Genomic DNA, 17,809 nt, shown 5'->3' with positions numbered 1-17,809 from the left:
ACCGGCTATTTACAGCGGCTAGTTAATAAATGCAGGCGCGCAACTTATAACTTTCTCTGCTTGTGAATTACCTACCAGGAAAATCAAATGAATATCAGAGTCGCGCTTATCGCGATCGCATTCACGGGTGCGAGCGCTCATGCGTTGGCCATGGAAGGCAGCACTGTGGCCAACCCGCAGAGCACGCCAGTCGAAGACTATGCCTACGGCGATCACCCGGATGTCGCCAAAGTTCTCGAGACTTCGGAAGTTCCCAATGTATGCGGCCCGGTCTCGGTGGAAATGGCCTATGAAGATTCAACCGGACAACGGCATATCATGCGTTATCTGATTATAGGTAACGGCTGTTCCAACGGCTGACTGTTTTGCTTGAGTTACTTCGGGCAAGCCGCTGACTTCACGCTCGCCCGATCACTTATTACAGTCATCAAAACAAGCCAAGTTGCCCGCCAATTAACGTACTGAATTCATCGTCCACGAAAGGCAGGATGGCATCGGCAATCGGTTGCAGCTGTCGGGAGACGTAATGGTCGTAGTCGATGGGCGAATGCTGGGTTTCCAGCGGTTCCGGACCGGCCACGGTGATGACGTAACTGATCCAGCCGCCGTTCTGGTACTGACGCGGGCGGTGGTGCAGATCGTTGAACTCGTCGGCCAGACGTGCCGCCCGCACATGGGGCGGAACGTTGCGCTCATAATCGTCCAGTCGCCGACGCAAGCGCTTGCGATAGACCAGCAGGTCGTCGAAGTCCCCCGCCACCGTGCGCCGCACGTATTCGCGCACGTAATCCTGATAGGGCTGGCGGTTGAAGATGCGCAGATACAACGCTTGCTGGAACTGCCGCGCCAGCGGCGACCAGTCAGTGCGTACCGTTTCCAGCCCCTTGTAGACCATCTCGTCGGAACCGTCGGCACGCCTGACCAGCCCGGCGTAGCGCTTTTTGCTGCCCTCTTCCGCACCACGAATGGTCGGCATCAGGAAACGCTTGAAATGGGTTTCGAACTGCAGTTCCAGAGCGCTTTCCAGACCCAGCGTGTCTTCCAGATGCTCACGCCACCATTGATTGACCTGGCGCACCAGAGCCTGGCCAATCTGCGCCGCATCCGCTTCGCTGTGGGGGCTTTTGAGCCAGACGAAGGTGGAATCCGTGTCGCCGTAGATCACGGTGTAACCCTGCGCTTCGATCAGCTCGCGGGTTCTGCGCATGATCTCGTGCCCCCGCAAGGTAATCGACGACGCCAGCCGGGTATCGAAGAAACGGCAGCCGCTTGAGCCGAGCACGCCATAGAACGCATTCATGATGATTTTCAGTGCCTGGGACAACGGCAGGTTGTGCTCACGCTTGGCGGTTTCCCGACCTTGCCAGACCCGCTCGACGATGGCGGGCAAACAATGCCGCGTACGCGAAAACCTTGCCCCGCGAAAACCCGGCACCGAGTGCTCATCATCGGGATGGCGCATGCCCTCGACCAATCCGACCGGATCAATCAGGAAGGTGCGGATGATCGATGGATAAAGGCTTTTGTAATCCAGAACCAGCACCGACTCGTACAAGCCCGGCTGGGAATCCATGACAAACCCGCCGGGACTGGCCTCGGGCATGCGCTCGCCCAGATTCGGCGCGACGAAGCCCTGGCGGTGCATCAGCGGAATGTACAGATGGCAGAATGCAGCGACCGAACCGCCGCTGCGGTCCGCAGGCAAACCCGTCACCGACGCCCGCTCCAGCAAAAAGGTCAGCAACTGAGTCTTGGCAAAGATGCGCGTAACCAGTTCGCAGTCCTTGAGGTTGTAGCGCGCCAGCGCAAGCTTGTCCTCGGCGAACATGCGGTTGATTTCGTCCATGCGCTGATAAGGCGTGCTGATCGCCTTGCCTTCGCCGAGCAACGTCTGGGCCACGTTTTCCAGGCTGAACGACGGAAAGCTCCAGGTCGCCGAGCGCAGCGCCTCGATGCCGTCGATGATCAAGCGCCCGCTGGCATCGGCGAAAAAATGATTGTTGCGCGAGCCATGTTCGCGCCAGCCCATGGCTTCACCGCCGCGCCCGAGCCGCAATGGCACCTGAAGACGCTGGGCGTGCTCATGCAGCACGCGCAGATCGAACTGCACCACATTCCAGCCGATGATGGCATCGGGATCATGGCGTTCCAGCCACTGGTTGAGCCGTTCCAGCAGCAGCTTGCGGGTGTCGCAATATTCAAGCTGGAAATCGACAATACTGTCGTCACCGTTTGGCGGCCCGAGCATGTACACCTGCCGCTCGCCGCAGCCCTCAAGCGCAATGGAATACAGTTCGCCCTTTTCCGTGGTCTCGATATCCAGGGAGGCCAGGCGCAAGTTGGGGCGGTAATCCGGCGCGGGCTTGATCTGCGCATCGCACAAAGTGCCGCTGGCATCCGCCACGCCGCTGAATTGCACGCCGGCGGTGATGAATCGCTCCATCATGTAGCGTTCCGGCGGCCGGATGTCCGCTTCGTAGACATCCACGCCACCCTTGCGCAGGGATTTTTCGAGGTTCATGAGTTGGCGATGCTGCTGGCAATACAGGCCAAGCACGGGGCGATGGCGGAAGTCGCAAAGGCTCAACGGGCGCAGTTCAACGTCGCGTTCGCTGCGCAGCACCGCTTCGGCGCGCTCGCGATGTTCGGCGGGAATGAAGGCCACTGAAGGTTGATAAGGCAGGCGGATATGCCGAGGACCGTCATCAGTCGCCAGCCAGAACTCGACTTCGGTACCGGCTAGCGTGTCACGCCAATGCCGGCTCAGGATAAAACCCTGTTGAACATCCACCACCGTAAACCTCAAACGCCATTCAGGGTGTGATTCTACTTGGCTACCCGGAAAAAAGATCACCGGTCAGCTACAGACGCCAAAACGCTGCTATTCCTTACTAGAAGCAGTCGTTTCAGCGCACGACTCCGTGGCTGGGGCAGACGCGCGTCGGTCATCACGGCGCCAGCCGGATGCGTTCACCACCCAGGTGCCGACCTTCTCAGGAGGTGCCTTATGTTGTTTATCGTTAATTGGTCCATCCAGTCGCAAAACCGTAACCGCGCTATCGAGCGCTTCCTCAAGACCGGTGCCGTCGCACCCGCAGGTGTGACCATGCTCGGGCGTTGGCATGCCGTGGGCGGCATGACCGGTTTTGGTATTGCAGAAACCGACGACATCACGCTGATCCAGAAATGGGTCCTGCAATGGAGTGATCTGCTGACCATGGAAGTACATCCGGCGCTGACCGACGAGCAAGCGGCGCCACTGCTGGCAGCTGCGCTCAAAGAATAACCATCCAGAACGCCGCTGCCACGCGCGGGTTGCCTCATCGGGCATGCCCAGGCGGCGGCGATTACAGAGGAGAACAGACCATGGACGAGGCAAAACTCGGTGAATTCATGGGCAAGCTGGTCTACGACATGGGCGCGGCTGCAATTGTTGCCAACATGATTCTTGGTGAAGAACTCGGGCTGTATCAGGCCATGGCCGATAGTGCATTCGTAACCCCTGAAGCGCTGGCCGGCAAGACCGGCTGCAATGCGCGCCTGGTTCGCGAATGGCTCAGTGCCCAGGCGGCCTCCGGGTACATGGAGCATCGCGACGGCCAGTTTCGTCTGCCGGAGGAGCAAGCGCTGGTGCTGGGAACCGAAGACTCGCCGGTCTACATGACCGGTGGCGCAGCGGTCGTCGCGGCGTTGTTTCATGACAAGGACAAACTGGTCACCGCCATGCGCGGCGATGGCGCACTGCCTTGGGGCGACCACCATCCCTGCATGTTCAGCGGCACGGAGCGTTTTTTCAGACCCGGCTACCGAGCGCATCTGGTGGCTGACTGGCTGCCGGCGCTGGAGGGTGTTGTCGCGAAACTCGAAGCTGGCGGCAAGGTCGCCGACATCGGCTGTGGCCATGGCGCTTCGACGGTGATCATGGCTCAGGCGTTTCCGGCCTCGACGTTCATCGGTTTCGACTACCACGCGCCCTCCATCGATATCGCAACGCAACGTGCCGAGCAGGCTGGCGTCGGCGACCGAGCCCGCTTTGAGCAAGGCTCTGCCAAGGACTTTCCCGGTAAGGATTACGATCTGATCTGCTACTTCGACTGCCTGCACGACATGGGCGACCCGGTCGGCGCTGCCCGGCATGCTTTCGAGACGCTGCGTGACGATGGCACAGTGTTGCTGGTTGAGCCGTTTGCCCAGGATCATCTGGATGACAATCTGACGCCGGTAGGCCGGCTGTATTACGCCGCGTCGACCTTTATCTGCACGCCGAACTCGCTTTCACAGGAAGTGGGGCTGGGTCTCGGCGCCCAGGCCGGCGAAGGGCGATTGCGCGATGTGCTGACCCGGGCGGGATTCAGTCGCTTTCGCCGCGCGGCTGAAACCCCGTTCAACCTGATCATCGAAGCCCGCAAGTAGCTATCAGGGGGTACGCAAGGCGCCGAATGTTTCGGTGCCTTGCGCGCTTAGGCAAATGGCCGCTACTGCTCGATCACGATATAGTCGAGCCCATTCGTTTCCTCACCCGCAGCGCAGGATGCCCGATGTCAGCAGACGCCCGTTTCAGACAAACAGCCGAAGAATTGGGTTACAGCTTCGACGGAGAAATCAAGATTGGCGGCAATTACGTGCCGATCGTTCGCCACCAGAACGAGCTGTATATCAGCGGCCAGATCCCCAGAGTCGGCGACACGGTTGTGGTGACCGGTCGTGCTGGTGCCGATACCAGCCTCGCTCAAGCGCAACTGGCGGCGAAAATCTGCGCGATGCGTGCCTTGGCCCTTCTGCAGCGCAGCCTGGGCTCGCTGGATGAAGTCAAACGTCTGCTGCGCATGAATCTGTACGTGCAATGTGCCGAGGATTTCACTCAGCAAAGCGAAGTGGCAGACGGCGCTTCCGAGATTCTGTTTTTCGTTCTGGGTGATGTCGGCGCGCACACGCGCAGCTCGATTGGCGTTTACCAATTGCCGAAAAATGCCACGGTGGAACTCGACCTGATTGCGGCGGTTTAATCAGACAACCGCTGCGGCCAACGCCTGAAATCGCCAGCTCGCCGGGTTGGTGCCTGCAGTCTTGGCAAACATGTGGGAAAAATGCGCCTGATCAAAAAAGCCGCATTCGGCACCGATCTGCGTCAGGGTCAGGCTGGAATCCCTGATCAGTTTCTGCGCCTGAGCAATTCTTTGATGGCGAATCCAGTCCTGGGGAGACATGCCGGTACTGCGCTTGAAGGCCCGGGAAAAGTGACTGCGCGACAGGGAGCATGACTGCGCCAACTGCGGCACGGAAATTTTCTTGCTCAGGTCAGCCTGAATCTGCTGTTTGACCAGATCCAGGCGCCACGGAGCCAGGCCGCCGGTGACTGCCGAAGCGCCGGGTTGTGCTGCGTCCAGGTGTTCGTTTTCCATGAGTGTTACCCCTGCGAAGATATCCCTGGATATCTTCGCAGCCGCCACCGGCCAAACAAGACGCCTGAAAGGAGCGTAACGGCCAATGCGATGCGCAATAGAGCCACCGGAATCAAATATCGACTGTTGGAGCGTCGCTTACGGATCTGCACGTACAGCCGATGCATTTGCGTCTACTGGAATGCCGTCTTCCCGGCTAAAGCCGGTCCCACAGTGGGACCGGCTTTAGCCGGGAAGGCGTCGGTTCAGACAATACGTCTGGCGCCTGGCGGTTGCCCCCGGACATAGAATCTCCAACAACAGCGGTGGCGCACTACCCAAATTGCTGACGATACTGAGTGGGCGTCAGTCCCAGCCGTTCGCTGAACAGGTGGCTCATATGCCGCACGCTGCCAAAACCGCTGCGGTGGGCGATGGTCTTCAACGGCAGCGTCGTGGTTTCCAGCAAGCTGCGGGCCTTGTCGATCCGGGCGTTCTGAATGAACTCCATGGGCGTCATTTTCACCTCCCGGACAAACACCCGGGAAAAGTGACGCGCGCTCATCGCGGCCATTGCCGCCATGCGCTCGATGGAGAATTCTTCTTCCAGGTGTTCGAGCAGGTAATTCTGCACTTGGGTAATCGGCGAAACCTGGCTAGCCACTGCGGCTACCAGCGGGCTGAACTGCGCCTGGCCGCCCTGGCGAGTCATCACTACCAGCAGCACTTTGGCTACGTCCAACGCGACTTTTCTGCCATGGTCCTGGGCGACTATCGCCAGCGCCAGGTCGATTCCGGCGGTAACGCCACCTGAAGTGATCAACCGGCGATCCCTGATGTAGATCTCGTCGGTGGTCACCTGTGCCGCAGGAAACCCACTGACCAGTCTTTCCGTGTAATGCCAGTGCGTGGTCACGCGATGGCCGTCCAGCAAACCGGCATGGCCCAATATGAACGCGCCGGTGCAGATCGAGCCATATAAACCGGACTGCTGCGCGGCTTCGCCCAGCCAGGCGAACAGGTCTGGATTTCTACCGTTGTAGGCGCCGGGACCACCGGGCACGAGCAGCAGATCGTAGCTTTTCGGAGCCGTATCGATGGATATATCGGGCTGCACCGAAACGCCGCTGGAAGCACGAATGGCCGACGACTGGGTACCAATCGTACTGAGCTGGTAATGGTTATCAACGTGCAGATAACGGTTGGCAATGGAGAACACCTCGATTGGCCCAGCCATATCAAGGAGCAGGAAGTCGGGAAACAGAATGATTGCAACGGTTTTCATAAGTGCTTGATTTCGCTTGAAACGGGACCGGAGCGGGATCGGTAATCCGACCCCCGCTCAGGATGATGGATTTATTCCCATCACCCAAGCCCGGAACGACGTTTTAGCTACAGACGGCACATTCTTGCCCGATCAATCTTGCCATGGTGCATGTGAAATCAGTCTTCGAGCGCCTTGGCCGGAGCGCCCTTCGCCGCCTTGCCTGCTTTCTCGGCCTTGGCCGGTTTGGCTTCGGGTGCCGGGGCTGAAACCGCAGGTGCCGCAAAGTTTTTTTCCTCAGCGGGAAGCTGATCGACGGTACTGAATATTTCCTTGGGACCCACCGGCCCGAGTTTGTCGATTTTCTTCTCGCCGTCCTTGCCGACCAGAATCACCTTGGTGCCGGTGCTCGCCCCAAGCTTGAGTTCGCGAATCAACGCCATGGTGGTTTGCGCATCCAGATTCTTGCCGTCGCGCTGGCCGATCGTATTGACCACGGTATACAGAACCATATTGCGCTCGGCGAAGGCTTTCTGATTCTCCGGTTCGTCCAGGGCTTTCTTCAGGCTCACCAGCGTCGGGTCCACGGTGCTTGGGGCGATGATGATCAATGGCCGGGTGCGGCCGCGCTCCTGGGTCAAAGGCGTGTCGTTGTCGGCGGCGAGCAAAGGCCCCGCACAGGTGAGCAACGTGGCAATGGTCAGCGACCGGATAAACATAAGCAGCTCCTTTCAAATCCATGCGTTGAGAATAAACGCAGAGGTTTTGACGCATGTTCTGATGTTTTGTTCTAACCGGTATAGCTCAATCCCTGCCTCGGTCAGACCCTTTTGCCCTGTTCATTGATAATTACCTGACCATCTTCCTTGCTGAACGCGCCTTGCTGCGCCTGCGTCAGAATATCCAGCACCACCTCGGACGGCCGGCACAGCCGAACTCCCAGAGGCGTGACCACAATGGGTCGATTGATCAGGATCGGGTGCTGCAGCATGGCATCAAGCAGCTGTTCATCGTCAAGGTCCGGATTACCGAGCCCCAATGCTTCGTAAGGTGTTCCCTTGATACGAATCACGTCGCGCACGGCGATTCCCATCGAGGCAATCAAGCCTTGAAGGGTTTGCCGTGACGGTGGCGTATTCAGGTACTCAATGACTTGCGGTTCAACACCGCTATTACGAATCAACGCCAACGTATTGCGCGATGTAGCGCACTGCGGGTTGTGATAAATCGTGATATCGCTCATGAGATGCCTCGTCTCGGTCGCGCGCAAGCTGAATCGCGCCGCGCGTTGCTGACTAAATAGAAGGTTGATTGACGCGCCGGGACAGTTCTTCGGCGGATTCCTTGCGTTCAGAATAGCGATCCACCAGGAACTCCTGACGCTCGCGCAATATCCAGGTGAACTTCACCAACTCCTCCATGACATCCACCAGTCGATCATAAAACGACGAAGGCTTCATTCGACATTGCTCATCGAACTCCAGGAAAGCCTTGGGCACCGACGACTGGTTGGGAATCGTGAACATGCGCATCCAGCGGCCCAACACACGCAATTGATTGACCACATTGAAAGACTGGGAACCCCCGCACACCTGCATCACCGCAAGGGTCTTGCCTTGCGTGGGCCGGACTGCGCCCATGGCCAGCGGGACCCAGTCGATTTGCGCCTTGAACACCGCACTCATGGCACCGTGCCGCTCGGGCGAACACCAGACTTGGCCCTCGGACCAGACCATCAGTTCGCGTAATTGCTGAACCTTTGGATGGCTGTCCGGCGCGTCATCGGGCATGGGCAGCCCCGACGGATCGAAGACCCTGGTCTCGGCACCGAAATGCTCCAGCAAACGCGCAGCCTCCTCGACCATCAGGCGGCTGAAGGAGCGCTCCCGATTCGAGCCATACAACAGCAGAATCCGTGGTTTGTGAGTCCACTGCGTTTGATCACGCTGTTCAAACAGCGATGGATCGCTGATCAACGCTGAATCGAGATTGGGCAGTAAATCGTCCATACGTCCTCCTGTTTAAAAACCAAGCCTGATAGCCAGCGCCGCCAGTGTCGCGGCGAGCACTGGAACGGTAATCACCACGCCAACCCGAAAGTAATAACCCCAGGTAATGCGGATATTCTTGCGGGCCAGCACGTGCAGCCACAACAGCGTTGCCAGGCTGCCGATGGGGGTGATTTTCGGCCCCAGATCGCAGCCGATCACATTGGCGTAAACCATGACCTGGCGAATGACATCCGTGGAATCGCTGGCCTGGATCGACAGCGCGCCGATCAGTACGGTCGGCATATTGTTCATGACCGAAGACAGGATCGCGGTCAGGAAACCAGTGCCGAAGGCGGCCGCCCAGACGCCGTGTCCGGCAAATACATTCAGAATCTCCGTGACGTAATGAGTCAATCCGGCATTGCTGAGGCCGTAAACCACCAGGTACATGCCCAGGGAAAATATCACCACCTGCCATGGCGCCCCTTTGAGCACTTTGCCGGTGGCGATGGCATGTCCCCGGGCAGCAATCACATAGAGCAACAACGCGCAGCTCGCCGCTACCGCACTGATAGGCACTCCCAACGGGTCACCGATGAAAAAGCCTGCAAGCAGCAGGAGCAGAACCCACCAGCCAGCCACGAACGTCGCACGATCGACAATGGCCTCTTCGGGCTGCTTGAGTTGCGACACGTCGTAGGTTGCGGGGATTTCCTTGCGAAAGAACCACAGCAGCATCAACAGAGTGGTGGCGATACTGACCAGATCCACCGGGAGCATGATCGATGCGTACTCGCCGAACTCAAGATGGAAATAGTCGGCCGAAACGATATTCACCAGATTCGACACTACCAACGGCAGGCTGGCCGTATCGGCAATAAACCCAGCGCCCATCACAAACGCCAGGGTGGCAGCAGGCGAAAAGCGTAGCGCCGTAAGCATGGCAATGACGATGGGCGTCAGGATCAATGCGGCCCCGTCATTGGCAAACAACGCCGACACAGCGGCACCCAGCACAATGATGAAAGCAAACAAGCGCCGCCCTCGCCCTTTGCCCCAACGCGCCACATGCAACGCCGCCCACTCGAAAAAGCCCGCTTCATCGAGCAACAGACTGATGATGATCACGGCGATAAAGGTTGCCGTGGCATTCCAGACGATGTTCCACACCACGGGAATATCGCCGAGGCCGACCACGCCTGTGGCCAGGGCCACCAATGCGCCAGCTGCGGCGCTCCAGCCAACCCCGAGACCTCTGGGTTGCCAGATGACGAAGATGATCGTTGCCAGAAAAATCAGTGATGCCGTCAGCATGGGTGTGCTCAATGCGCGTCGATGGCGGACGATCATATTCGATAATTCATATATACGGAATTACAGATGTCGTTACAGTCAGAAAAATCAGCGACTTTAATGGTGATTCCGCTGAACATGGCTGATCGACTTCCATGGACTCATTGACAAAATCGTATATTTGCCAAAGTACATCCTTTAAAGTCCCGCCATTGATTGATACCGAGGCTGCGATGGCCGATCACCTGACCCCCACCACTGTTTTCAAATGCCTGGCTGATGAAAACCGTGTCCGCATGATGCTGCTGATCACCGGCGAGCAGGAACTCTGCGTGTGCGAACTGACCTGCGCGCTGAACCAGAGCCAACCCAAGGTTTCCCGTAATCTTGCAGTGCTGCGCGAATGCGGGCTGCTGGCGGATCGACGCCAGGGCCAATGGGTGTATTACCGCTTGCATCCGAACCTTCCGGATTGGGTAAGCGAGATCTTGCACACGACGCTCAACGCCAACAAACACTGGCTGACGCCGGATTCCGGACGCCTCAACGCCATGGGCAACCGACCGGAACGTGCGGCAGCCTGCTGCTGATCAACACGCATTGATGCGGCAACGTCCCACAACCTTTATCTGTATATCCATACAGATAAAGGTTGCCCAAAAGCTGATCACTGCGCATGCTGTACACCTTCGATAAGCGTGAAAACGACGGTGCTTATGCGGCTGTTCCTGTGTGAAAAACCTTCCCAAGCCAAAGACATTGCTGCCGTGCTCGGTGCGAGCCGACGTGGCGATGGCTGCTGGGTGGGGCCGAACGCGACGGTTACCTGGTGCATCGGTCATCTTCTGGAAACCGCACCACCGGATGCCTACGACGCTCGTTACAAGCGCTGGGTCCTCGAAGACCTGCCGATCATTCCGGAAAAATGGAAAATGCTCGTCAAGCCGCGCACCGCCAGTCAATTCAAGGCAGTCAAACGCTTGCTGGGGGAAGCCTCGGAGCTGGTCATCGCCACTGACGCCGACCGGGAAGGCGAGATGATCGCCCGGGAACTGGTCGACCACTGCCGTTATCGCGGGCCGATCCAACGCTTGTGGTTGTCGGCCCTGGACGACGCATCGATTCACAAGGCATTGGCCGCACTCAAGCCCGGCGCCGAAACCTTCAGCCTGTATCACTCTGCGCTTGGACGGTCGCGGGCTGACTGGCTGATCGGGATGAACATGAGCCGGCTGTTCACCCTCCTCGGTCGCCAGTCAGGGTATCAAGGCGTATTGCCAGTGGGCCGCGTGCAAACGCCAACCCTGCGGCTGGTGGTGGATCGCGACCGCAGCATCGCCGATTTCGTCCCGGTCGCCTTCTGGGCCATTGATGTCCAGCTGGAGCATCAAGGCCAGACCTTCACCGCGCAATGGCGCGCGGATCCCGACGTTTGCGACGATCAGGACCGCTGCCTGAACCAGTCGGTTGCGCAACAGGCCGCCACCAGCATAAGCGAGGCGACCAGCGCGCGCCTGATCAAGCTGCGAACCGAACGGGTACGCGAAGCAGCACCCCTGCCCTTCGACCTCGGCACCCTGCAGGAAATCTGCTCGAAAAAACTCGGCCTTGGCGCGCAGGAAACCCTCGACATCGCCCAGGCGCTGTATGAAACCCACAAAGTCATCACCTACCCGCGCAGCGATTGCGGTTTCCTGCCCCTGAGCCAACACAGCGAAGCGCCGGCGATCCTTGCTGCGCTGGGCCGGGCCGATCCGGCGTTAAGCGACTTGCTCCCGCATCTGGACCCGAGTCGACGCTCACGGGCGTGGAACGATGCCAAGGTCAGCGCTCACCACGGCATTATTCCTACCGCTGCAGTCCGGGATCTCGGGCGTCTGGTGGGCAAGCAACGGGCCGTCTACACATTGATTCGTGCGCGCTATCTGGCGCAGTTTCTGCCCAACCACGAATTCGATCGCACCCAGGCCGACTTTGATTGCGCCGGGCAAGCTTTGCGGGCAGTCGGCAAACAGATTGTCGAACCCGGCTGGAAACGCGCCTTGCCCGAGGCGCTTGCCCCTGCCAAGGGCCGCGAAGCCCCCGCTCCACAGCCACTGCCAGCATTGACCCAGGGCTGCGATTGCGCAGTCGCCAACGTCAATCTCAAGGATATGTGGACGCAGCCGCCCAAGCCGTTCACCGAAGGTGATCTGATCAAGGCGATGAAAAACGTCGCCCGGCTGGTTGAAGATCCGCTGCTCAAGCAAAAGCTCAAGGACACCACCGGCATCGGCACTGAAGCGACTCGCGCCGGAATCATCCAGGGTTTGCTCGACCGTGGTTATCTGGACAAGCACGGCAAGGCGCTGGCAGCTACTGCCGCCGCTTTTGGCCTGATTGATGCGGTGCCCCGCGCCATTGCCGACCCCGGCACCACGGCCATTTGGGAGCAGGCGCTGGACATGGTGCAAAGCGGCGAGATGAGTCTGGAGGAGTTCGTCGCCAAACAGAGCGCCTGGATGAGCAAACAGGTGACACGTTGCCTGGGGCTGCGCCTGACCATCAGCGGACCCGCGAGCCCCGCCGCAGGCGCGACACCCTGGAAGAACAAGCGCAAGACCGGGAAACGCAAAGCATCGACACCGACGACGGCTAAGAAACGGCGTGTCGCCGGGGCTGCCAGCAAGACCTGAATCAGGAGTAGGATGCGAGTGTGTTCAATCACTTGCATGGAGTTGACGTTCACTTGAATCGCCAGTTCAATGGCTGGCCCTGACTGATACAAGCCCTTCATGTGCGGCATCTCCAAAGGACGAGGAGAACGATTTTCCTGGCCTCGTTTGCCAGACTTCAGCGTGGTGATGGCCCTGGCCCCCCGATGATCTGACAACGAAGCCTGTTGCTCGCCCGGCTATCGGCGAAACACACGACCGCGCCGGGCACTCACTATCAGATACCCCTGGGTCGAACAACCTAAGCGGTATCCCTTCAAGGAATAAAGAATGCTACCAAGACCAGTCATCAATGCGTCGGTCAGCCCAAAAGGCAGCCTGGAAACACTTTCACAGCGTGAAGTCCAGCAACTCAGCGCCGCCGGCTCCGGCAGCATCTACACCCTGTTCCGCCAGTGCGCCCTGGCTATCCTCAACACCGGCGCTCATGTCGATAACGCCAAGACCATTCTTGAGGCTTACGAGAGCTTCGAAGTTCGCATCCATCAGCAGGATCGAGGCGTGCGCCTGGAACTGCTCAACGCTCCGGCCGATGCGTTCGTAGATGGCGAAATGATCGCCAGCACCCGGGAAATGCTCTTCAGTGCCCTGCGCGATATCGTCTACACCGAAAGCGAACTGGACAGCCAACGCATCGACCTGGAAAGCTCGCAAGGCATCACCGATTACGTGTTCCACCTGCTACGTAATGCCCGCACCCTGCGTCCAGGCCTGGAACCGAAGATGGTGGTGTGTTGGGGCGGACACTCGATCAACACCGAAGAATACAAATACACCAAGAAGGTTGGTCACGAACTGGGCCTGCGCAGTCTGGACATCTGCACCGGCTGCGGTCCCGGCGTCATGAAAGGTCCGATGAAGGGCGCAACCATCGCCCACGCCAAGCAACGCATCAATGGTGGCCGTTACCTGGGCCTGACCGAACCGGGAATCATTGCCGCTGAAGCGCCGAATCCGATCGTTAACGAACTGGTGATCCTGCCGGATATCGAGAAGCGTCTTGAAGCGTTCGTGCGCGTCGGCCACGGCATCATCATTTTCCCGGGTGGCGCGGGCACGGCAGAAGAGTTCCTGTATCTGCTCGGCATCCTCATGCACCCGGACAACGTCGATGTGCCGTTCCCGGTCATCCTGACCGGCCCGAAAAGCGCCGCGCCTTATCTGCAACAACTGCACGCTTTCGTCGGCGCGACCCTGGGCGAAGCGGCACAAGCCCACTACCAGATCATCATCGACGACCCGACCGAAGTTGCCCGGGAAATGACTCTGGGCCTGAGGGCGGTCAAGCAGTTCCGCCGCGAGCGCAACGATGCGTTCCACTTCAACTGGCTGCTGAAAATCGACGCCGGCTTCCAGCGTCCGTTCGATCCGACCCATGAAAACATGGCCAGCCTGCAACTGAGCCGCGATCTTGCGCCACACACCCTGGCGGCGAATCTGCGCCGAGCGTTCTCCGGGATCGTCGCGGGTAACGTCAAGGACAAGGGCATCCGTCTGATCGAACAGCATGGGCCGTACGAAATCCATGGCGATGCAGCGATCATGCAACCACTGGACCGCCTGCTGAATGCCTTCGTCGAGCAACACCGCATGAAACTCCCCGGCGGCGCGGCCTACGTGCCCTGCTATCGCGTGGTGACCTGACCGCACCCATTCGCTCGCGCCGGACTTCAGTTCGGCGCGAGCGTCTGGCATACGCCCTGCACAATGGCGTCCACCTCCTGTGCGTTGACCGTCAAAGGCGGTAACAAACGGATCGTCTTGCCGCGCGTCACGTTGAGCAGCAAGCCATGATCCCGCGCTGCAATCAGCGCCAGGTCGGGCAGCGCCCGCACCAGTTCAATACCGACCATCAAGCCTTTGCCACGAATCGCCAGCACATCAGGGTGGTCACTCAACGCTGCACGCAACCCGGCCAGCAGGCGTTCGCCTTGCACCCGCGCGTTGTCCACCAGTGCCTGATCCTCAAGAATATCCACCACGGTACAGCCAACGCGGCACGCCAGTGGATTACCCCCGAAGGTGCTGCCGTGACTGCCGGGGGTAAACAACTGCGCAGCTTTACCCCGAGCCAGACACGCGCCGATGGGAATGCCGTTGCCAAGGCCTTTGGCGAGGGTCATCACATCCGGCACGATGCCTTCGTGCTGGAAAGCAAACCATTGGCCAGTACGGCCCATGCCAGTCTGGATTTCGTCGAGCATCAGCAACCAGCCACGCCGCGTGCAGCGATCCCGCAGGGCCTTGAGATATCCCGGTGGCGCCAACTGGACACCGCTTTCGCCTTGGATCGGCTCGACAAGCATCGCCGTGATGCGATGCCCGTAAGTCGTGCAAGCCTTGTCCAGAGCGTCCAGGTCACCAAACGGCACCTTGAGAAAATCCCCCGGCAGTGAATTGAAACCCAGGCGTACCGCAGGTCCGTCACTGGCGGATAACGTACCCAACGTGCGTCCATGGAAAGCGTCCTCCATGACCAGCACCAAGGGTTTTTCGATGCCTTTGTGCCAGGCGTAGAGCCGCGCCAGCTTCAATGCGGTTTCGTTCGCCTCGGCACCGGAATTATTGAAAAAAGCCCGCTCCATGCCGGCAAGCGTGGTCAGCTTCAGCGCCAGACGGTCCTGCCAGTCAATGCTGTAAAGGTTGGACGTATGCAACAACAGCCCGGCCTGTTCGCTGATCGCCGCCACCAGACGCGGATGGGAGTGGCCAACGTTGGTTACCGCCACCCCCGCGACAGCATCCAGGTATTCGCGCCCTGCTTCGTCCCACAAACGCGTGCCCAGCCCTTTAACGAAACTCAAGGCCAGCGGTTTATAAGTGGTCATCAGGCAGGCGGCGGTCATGGCATAAAGCTCCAGTCGGTTGATATTTCCAGTATCGTTAGCCACCTCAGCTGGATAAACCGCTAAATCCTCCATTCATTTTAAAGTCAGGCTTGATAATGGACTTATTCCAGGCGATGTCGGTGTACGTGAAAGTGGTCGAAACCGGCAGCATGACCGCAGCCGCATTTGAGTGCGGGATGTCGACAACCATGGTCGGCAATCACTTGCGGGCCCTTGAGCAGCGGCTCGGGGTCGGCCTGCTCAACCGCACCACACGACGTCAGCGGCTGACCGAGTTCGGCGAGTCCTATTACCAGCGTTGTCTGGAAGTGCTCGGGTTGGTCGCCGACTCCGAACAGCTGGCCGAACAGGCCCAGGCAGTGCCCAAAGGTACTTTGCGGATCACCGCGCCGTTTACGTTCGGCAACGAGCGACTGGCGCCAGCCTTGACCGAGTTCTCCAGACGTTTCCCGCAGATCAGACTCGACGTGGTGTTCAGCAACGAGCGAATGGACTTGATCGGTCATGGCTTCGATGCCGCCATCCGGCTTGGCACGCCGGAAAATTCGAGCCTGATTGCCCGTCCGCTTGAGGACTACATGTTGACGATCTGTGCTTCGCCGGACTACTTGCAACGTCGCGGCACGCCGACCGAGCCCATGGATCTGCAGCATCATGACTGCCTCGCCTTCGCCTATCCGGCAGGCGACGACTGGAGTTCCGTGGAAAAACACTGGCGCCTGACCGGGCCGGAAGGTGAAGTGCTGGTGCCCGTGAGCGGACCGATCACCATGAATACGTCGTCAGGTCTGCACAAGGCCGCGCGCGCCGGTGCCGGGATCGCGATGATGCCGGACGCACTGATCGAAGAAGATTTGCAGAACGGCCGCCTGATTGCGCTGTTGCCTCAGTACCAGCTCCCCTGTCGCCCGATGCATTTGATGTATGCGCAAGATCGCTACCGTTCGCCGAAATTGCGTTGCTTCGTGGATTTCGCCATGGAGCTGTGGAGCAGGCCCGCATCTGCCGAAACAGTGCGACCTGATCCACGATCCACGGCCTTTAACGCGCCGCATCACCCCAGCGATATTCATGGGTGATGTCATCGAGCTGGGACTTGAGTTCCGCCTCCAGCACAAAATCCGCCGCCGCCAGCGTATCGTCCAGTTGCTCAGGACGGCTGGCGCCAATGATCGCAGAGGTCACCAGCGGATTGGCCAGCACCCAGGCCACTGACGTCGTGGTCATCGGTTTACCGGCCTGGGTAATCACTTCCTTGAGTTTGGCGATGCTCTGGAATTCCCGCTCGTGCCAGTAGCGCTGCTGGTACATCTCGCCAGCCTTGCCTACCGTTGCCGTGAATCGACCCTCGGCAGGCGCCTTGTCGTGGGTGTGCTTGCCGGTGAGCAATCCGCCAGCCAAGGGGTTGTAGGGAATCACTGCCAGACGTTCTTCACCAGCCAGCGGCAACAGCTCGCGTTCGATCTGGCGGAACAGCAGGTTGTAGCGCGGCTGGACGGACACGAAGCGGGTCAGCTTGAGGAAATCGGCACGACCCAGCATGCGTGCCAGCCGATAAGCCAGAAAATTCGAGACGCCGATGTAACGCGCCTTGCCGTGGCGGACGATGATATCCAGCGCTTCGAGAGTTTCTTCGAGCGGCGTGCCTGGGTCGTCCGAATGCAGCTGGTAAAGATCGACGTAATCGGTGTTCAGGCGCTTGAGCGACGCTTCAATGGCGCTGAGCAAGTGCTTGCGTGAAGCGCCGCGCTGCCACGCCTGCTCGCCCATTATCCCGCACGCTTTGGTGGCCAGAATGTAATTGTCGCGCTTGCCCTTGAGCCAGCTGCCGACGATTTCCTCGGTGCGGCCGACGCTGTCCAGTTTTGCGCCCAGGGGATACACATCAGCGGTATCGATGAAATTGACCCCGGCCTCGGCCGCCCGGTCGATGATCTGGTGCGACACCTGCGCGTCGGTTTGCAGCCCAAACGTCATGGTACCCAGACACAGTCGGGAAACACTGAGGCCAGTGTTGCCGAATTGACGGTATTGCATGGTGTTTCTCCTCGGATTGGAAAGACAACAACTGACTGACGCACGCCGACCCAGCAGTAATGCCTGGTCACGGTTGCTTGCGAATGTGGACCTTTGATCACGCCGATTGATCGCACAGCTTTTTTTATGGCTATGTGCCATCATCCTGCCTTGAACGTCCCTACTTCGGCCTGACAGGTCATAAGGAGCCTGCATGCCAGTGACTGATGATGAACGCTGTTGCAAACGATCAGACGACCGGTCCCCCCTTGGGCCTAAAGTCTGGATCGGCAGAGCAGAT

The 17,809-nt window shown here is 59.2% G+C and carries 17 protein-coding genes; 8 read left to right on the top strand and 9 right to left on the bottom strand.

Features of this window, described 5'->3' with window-relative positions; genetic code table 11:
- Positions 1-87: 87 nt before the first annotated feature.
- Positions 88-360, top strand: a complete 273-nt coding sequence (locus ACP7E4_RS14185) for a DUF2790 domain-containing protein (protein WP_426114621.1) — start codon at positions 88-90, stop codon at positions 358-360.
- A 67-nt stretch (positions 361-427) separates the two neighbouring features.
- Here ACP7E4_RS14185 and ACP7E4_RS14180 read toward each other — a convergent pair whose 3' ends face one another.
- Positions 428-2,791: a DNA polymerase II gene (locus ACP7E4_RS14180; RefSeq protein ID WP_426114619.1), complete on the bottom strand. Its 2,364-nt coding sequence runs from the start codon at positions 2,789-2,791 to the stop codon at positions 428-430.
- 216 nt (positions 2,792-3,007) lie between these two features.
- On the opposite strand from ACP7E4_RS14180, the gene ACP7E4_RS14175 reads away from it, so the two are divergent.
- The 3 genes from ACP7E4_RS14175 to ACP7E4_RS14165 all read left to right on the top strand — a co-directional run bounded on the left by ACP7E4_RS14175 (position 3,008) and on the right by ACP7E4_RS14165 (position 5,006).
- Positions 3,008-3,286 carry a DUF3303 domain-containing protein gene (locus ACP7E4_RS14175; protein WP_426114617.1) on the top strand — a complete coding sequence of 93 codons (279 nt, stop codon included), beginning with the start codon at positions 3,008-3,010 and terminating at the stop codon, positions 3,284-3,286.
- A gap of 80 nt (positions 3,287-3,366) precedes the next feature.
- The gene (locus ACP7E4_RS14170) at positions 3,367-4,413 is read left to right on the top strand and encodes a class I SAM-dependent methyltransferase (RefSeq protein WP_426114615.1); all 1,047 of its coding nucleotides are present in this window, start codon (positions 3,367-3,369) and stop codon (positions 4,411-4,413) included.
- Positions 4,414-4,538: 125 nt separating this feature from the next.
- Positions 4,539-5,006, top strand: coding sequence for a RidA family protein (locus ACP7E4_RS14165; RefSeq protein WP_426114613.1), 468 nt, complete (start codon positions 4,539-4,541; stop codon positions 5,004-5,006).
- Here ACP7E4_RS14165 and ACP7E4_RS14160 read toward each other — a convergent pair whose 3' ends face one another.
- The 6 genes from ACP7E4_RS14160 to ACP7E4_RS14135 form a co-directional block, all read right to left on the bottom strand.
- Entirely contained in the window at positions 5,007-5,402 is a 396-nt protein-coding gene (locus tag ACP7E4_RS14160) for a helix-turn-helix domain-containing protein (RefSeq protein ID WP_426114611.1), read from the bottom strand.
- 313 nt (positions 5,403-5,715) lie between these two features.
- The gene (locus tag ACP7E4_RS14155; protein WP_426114609.1) at positions 5,716-6,666 is read right to left on the bottom strand and encodes a GlxA family transcriptional regulator; all 951 of its coding nucleotides are present in this window, start codon (positions 6,664-6,666) and stop codon (positions 5,716-5,718) included.
- 158 nt (positions 6,667-6,824) lie between these two features.
- Positions 6,825-7,364 carry a DUF4174 domain-containing protein gene (locus ACP7E4_RS14150; RefSeq protein WP_426114607.1) on the bottom strand — a complete coding sequence of 180 codons (540 nt, stop codon included), beginning with the start codon at positions 7,362-7,364 and terminating at the stop codon, positions 6,825-6,827.
- A gap of 101 nt (positions 7,365-7,465) precedes the next feature.
- Positions 7,466-7,888: an arsenate reductase (glutaredoxin) gene (gene arsC / locus ACP7E4_RS14145; RefSeq protein WP_426114605.1), complete on the bottom strand. Its 423-nt coding sequence runs from the start codon at positions 7,886-7,888 to the stop codon at positions 7,466-7,468.
- A gap of 52 nt (positions 7,889-7,940) precedes the next feature.
- The gene (gene arsH, locus ACP7E4_RS14140; RefSeq protein ID WP_426114603.1) at positions 7,941-8,654 is read right to left on the bottom strand and encodes an arsenical resistance protein ArsH; all 714 of its coding nucleotides are present in this window, start codon (positions 8,652-8,654) and stop codon (positions 7,941-7,943) included.
- Between the two features lie 12 nt (positions 8,655-8,666).
- Entirely contained in the window at positions 8,667-9,950 is a 1,284-nt protein-coding gene (locus ACP7E4_RS14135; protein ID WP_426114601.1) for an arsenic transporter, read from the bottom strand.
- 212 nt (positions 9,951-10,162) lie between these two features.
- Between ACP7E4_RS14135 and ACP7E4_RS14130 the strand changes: the two genes are divergently transcribed.
- The 3 genes from ACP7E4_RS14130 (at position 10,163) to ppnN (ending at position 14,287) form a co-directional block, all read left to right on the top strand.
- Positions 10,163-10,519, top strand: coding sequence for a metalloregulator ArsR/SmtB family transcription factor (locus ACP7E4_RS14130; RefSeq protein WP_426114599.1), 357 nt, complete (start codon positions 10,163-10,165; stop codon positions 10,517-10,519).
- A gap of 126 nt (positions 10,520-10,645) precedes the next feature.
- A complete protein-coding gene (locus ACP7E4_RS14125; protein ID WP_426114597.1) occupies positions 10,646-12,604 on the top strand; it encodes a DNA topoisomerase III in 1,959 nt (652 codons plus the stop codon).
- Positions 12,605-12,913: 309 nt separating this feature from the next.
- Positions 12,914-14,287, top strand: a complete 1,374-nt coding sequence (gene ppnN / locus ACP7E4_RS14120; protein WP_426114595.1) for a nucleotide 5'-monophosphate nucleosidase PpnN — start codon at positions 12,914-12,916, stop codon at positions 14,285-14,287.
- A 26-nt stretch (positions 14,288-14,313) separates the two neighbouring features.
- On the opposite strand, the gene ACP7E4_RS14115 is transcribed toward ppnN, so the two are convergent.
- Positions 14,314-15,489 (bottom strand): aspartate aminotransferase family protein, encoded by a 1,176-nt coding sequence (locus ACP7E4_RS14115; RefSeq protein ID WP_426114593.1) that lies wholly within the window; start codon positions 15,487-15,489, stop codon positions 14,314-14,316.
- 98 nt (positions 15,490-15,587) lie between these two features.
- Here ACP7E4_RS14115 and ACP7E4_RS14110 point away from each other — a divergent pair, with 98 nt between their 5' ends.
- Complete coding sequence (locus ACP7E4_RS14110) at positions 15,588-16,571, top strand: LysR family transcriptional regulator (RefSeq protein WP_426114591.1); 984 nt, start codon at positions 15,588-15,590, stop codon at positions 16,569-16,571.
- On the opposite strand, the gene ACP7E4_RS14105 is transcribed toward ACP7E4_RS14110, so the two are convergent.
- Entirely contained in the window at positions 16,534-17,529 is a 996-nt protein-coding gene (locus ACP7E4_RS14105) for an aldo/keto reductase (RefSeq protein WP_426114589.1), read from the bottom strand. The genes ACP7E4_RS14110 and ACP7E4_RS14105 overlap by 38 nt on opposite strands.
- Positions 17,530-17,809: the final 280 nt, after the last annotated feature.

The organism is Pseudomonas sp. DSP3-2-3, assembly GCF_049898225.1.
In the GTDB taxonomy this organism is placed as follows: domain Bacteria; phylum Pseudomonadota; class Gammaproteobacteria; order Pseudomonadales; family Pseudomonadaceae; genus Aquipseudomonas.
The sequence above is the reverse complement of the archived record's forward strand: the minus strand, read 5'-3'. Positions and strand labels throughout refer to the sequence as shown.

Bases quoted from the DNA above. Each gene is read 5' to 3' on its own strand.
- ACP7E4_RS14185 (WP_426114621.1), top strand. From the start codon at position 88: ATGAATATCAGAGTCGCGCTTATCGCGATCGCATTCACGGGTGCGAGC.
- ACP7E4_RS14175 (WP_426114617.1), top strand. From the start codon at position 3,008: ATGTTGTTTATCGTTAATTGGTCCATCCAGTCGCAAAACCGTAACCGC.
- ACP7E4_RS14170 (WP_426114615.1), top strand. From the start codon at position 3,367: ATGGACGAGGCAAAACTCGGTGAATTCATGGGCAAGCTGGTCTACGAC.
- ACP7E4_RS14165 (WP_426114613.1), top strand. From the start codon at position 4,539: ATGTCAGCAGACGCCCGTTTCAGACAAACAGCCGAAGAATTGGGTTAC.
- ACP7E4_RS14160 (WP_426114611.1), bottom strand. From the start codon at position 5,402: ATGGAAAACGAACACCTGGACGCAGCACAACCCGGCGCTTCGGCAGTC.
- ACP7E4_RS14155 (WP_426114609.1), bottom strand. From the start codon at position 6,666: ATGAAAACCGTTGCAATCATTCTGTTTCCCGACTTCCTGCTCCTTGAT.
- ACP7E4_RS14150 (WP_426114607.1), bottom strand. From the start codon at position 7,364: ATGTTTATCCGGTCGCTGACCATTGCCACGTTGCTCACCTGTGCGGGG.
- arsC (WP_426114605.1), bottom strand. From the start codon at position 7,888: ATGAGCGATATCACGATTTATCACAACCCGCAGTGCGCTACATCGCGC.
- arsH (WP_426114603.1), bottom strand. From the start codon at position 8,654: ATGGACGATTTACTGCCCAATCTCGATTCAGCGTTGATCAGCGATCCA.
- ACP7E4_RS14135 (WP_426114601.1), bottom strand. From the start codon at position 9,950: ATGCTGACGGCATCACTGATTTTTCTGGCAACGATCATCTTCGTCATC.
- ACP7E4_RS14130 (WP_426114599.1), top strand. From the start codon at position 10,163: ATGGCCGATCACCTGACCCCCACCACTGTTTTCAAATGCCTGGCTGAT.
- ACP7E4_RS14125 (WP_426114597.1), top strand. From the start codon at position 10,646: ATGCGGCTGTTCCTGTGTGAAAAACCTTCCCAAGCCAAAGACATTGCT.
- ppnN (WP_426114595.1), top strand. From the start codon at position 12,914: ATGCTACCAAGACCAGTCATCAATGCGTCGGTCAGCCCAAAAGGCAGC.
- ACP7E4_RS14115 (WP_426114593.1), bottom strand. From the start codon at position 15,489: ATGACCGCCGCCTGCCTGATGACCACTTATAAACCGCTGGCCTTGAGT.
- ACP7E4_RS14110 (WP_426114591.1), top strand. From the start codon at position 15,588: ATGGACTTATTCCAGGCGATGTCGGTGTACGTGAAAGTGGTCGAAACC.
- ACP7E4_RS14105 (WP_426114589.1), bottom strand. From the start codon at position 17,529: ATGCAATACCGTCAATTCGGCAACACTGGCCTCAGTGTTTCCCGACTG.